This is a genomic window from Pseudomonas sp. P5_A2_2 (assembly GCF_054177685.1).
Genome location: NZ_JBGCUL010000867.1, coordinates 1 through 1,880 on the forward strand (window position 1 = coordinate 1; position 1,880 = coordinate 1,880).

Sequence of the window (1,880 nt, forward strand, 5' to 3'; positions counted from 1 at the left end):
CCGGTGGTGGTGTGCGGCGGCTCCTTGCTTGTCAGGATGGAAGCTCGGGATGAATACTGGCGCGAAGCTGGCGGTTGCGGCTGAAGGCGCCAAGGCACCGGTCCGGGTGCCGACCAGCACAGCCCCGGCACTGATGCTGAGCAGCGGCACGCTCGAGGCGCTGAAGTGGCTGGCGTTGCTGTTGATGACGCTCGATCACGTCAACAAGCATCTGCTGCATGCCTCGGTACCTGAGCTGTTCGCGGCGGGGCGTCTGGCCCTGCCGCTGTTCGGCTTCGTGTTGGGCTACAACCTCGCTCGGCCTGGTGCGCTGGCCAGTGGCGCCTACTTACGCACCGTGCGCCGGCTGGCTCTGTTCAGCGCCATCGCCACCGTTCCCTTCATCGCGCTCGGCGGACTGGGTTGGGGATGGTGGCCCTTCAACATCATGGCGACGCTTCTGGTCGCCACACTTTGCGCCTGGCTGATCGAGGTCGGTGGGCCGGCGCGGCTGGCGTTGGCTGGCGTGGTGTTCATCGTCGGCGGCGCACTCGTCGAGTTCTGGTGGCCAGGACTTGGGGCCTGCCTGTTGGCCTGGGCCTACTGTCGCCGGCCGAGCTGGATGACGCTCGCACTGTGGGTCGGCGCCCTCGCCTGCCTGTACGTCATCAATCGCAACCTGTGGGCGCTCGCCGCGTTGCCGCTCATCTTCGCGGCGGGACAGGTCAAGCTGAACGTGCCTCGCGGCCGCCTTGGGTTCTACATCTACTACCCGGCGCACCTGGCGGTGCTTTGGGGTCTAGCGCGGCTGCTGTAGCAGGCACTTCGACGGCTGCTTCACGGCATTCCGATACGCAGCGCGGTCGGCCAGTTCCGACCCCTTGCTGTCCTTCGCACAGGCGAAACAGCCACGCTGAAAGCCGCCGTTCAACGCTCAGCCCAAGGCGCTGCTCACCGTCGACCAAAGGGCCCAGGTTTGCGGCACATCCTCAAGGGCTGTGTGCACCATCACGACCTTTGACTGAGGGTCGACGCAAAGACGTTGCCCGTTCTGGCCCACAAGGGCGAACTGCCGGCGGTCACCTGGAAGAAGCCACATCAAGTAGCCGTAGCCAAGGCGCATCGATTGGCCAGTTGCCAGATGCCGATCTAAGGCCCTCACGGTCGTGGCCTCTTTGAGCCAATCCGCAGGGATGAGCTGGCGACCGTCCCAGGCSCCATCGCARGCCARMAGCCKGCCSAGCCGKGCATAGTCGYGAAGSRCKGCACTGAACCCGAAATGCCCSACTTCRYMGCCCTCGGCGTCGACRAGCCAGGTGGCRTCGGCTTCGGTGCCAAGAGGCCGCCACAGCCTGTCATGCAAATAATCTGCCAGCGGTCTTTCCAGCGCAGCGCGGAGTACGACGGAAAGCACGTCTGCCTCGATGCTGGCGTAGTGAAACTTCGTTCCGGGCTGGGCGATGCGACGGTCGAACTGTCGAATGCTGGCAACCGTTCCCTTCTTCCCGAATATCCCTGCGCCGAGCACCATATCGCGCCACAGGACCGACAAGTCATGCCCGTCATCGCGATCTTCACCGAAGTCCACTCCAGATGACATGTGCAACAGCGCTCGCAACGGAGTGCGGCCGTATTCGCTTCCCTTCAAACCGGGAACGTACACCTCGGCTACGTCGTCGACCGACCTGATGGCGCCGTCCGAGACCGCCAGGCCCACCAGCAGCCCCGTGATGGACTTAGTCATGGACTGGCCGAGCAGCCGGTCCTTGTCGGTTCTCCCGTACTGGTAGTGCTCGAAGAGTATTCGGTCGTCCTTCACTATCAGCAAGCCTGTCACGGGGTGGCGTGACAGATAGTTGGTCAGCGAGGCCACTAGCCCAGAGCTTCCAGGTTGCAAACGC

2 protein-coding genes are annotated in these 1,880 nt (G+C 64.0%); one reads left to right on the forward strand and one right to left on the reverse strand.

What is annotated here, in order from left to right:
• Nucleotides 1–49: 49 nt before the first annotated feature.
• Nucleotides 50–796 carry a TraX family protein gene (locus ACXRVY_RS26710; RefSeq protein WP_458238694.1) on the forward strand — a complete coding sequence of 249 codons (747 nt, stop codon included), beginning with the start codon at nt 50–52 and terminating at the stop codon, nt 794–796.
• 117 nt (nt 797–913) lie between these two features.
• Here the strand turns inward: ACXRVY_RS26710 and ACXRVY_RS26715 are convergent.
• A partial coding sequence (locus ACXRVY_RS26715; RefSeq protein ID WP_458238695.1) for a serine hydrolase domain-containing protein occupies nt 914–1,880 on the reverse strand: 967 nt, incomplete at its 5' end.

Excerpts from the sequence above, each read along its gene's own strand:
- ACXRVY_RS26710 (WP_458238694.1), top strand. The coding sequence starts at position 50 with ATGAATACTGGCGCGAAGCTGGCGGTTGCGGCTGAAGGCGCCAAGGCA.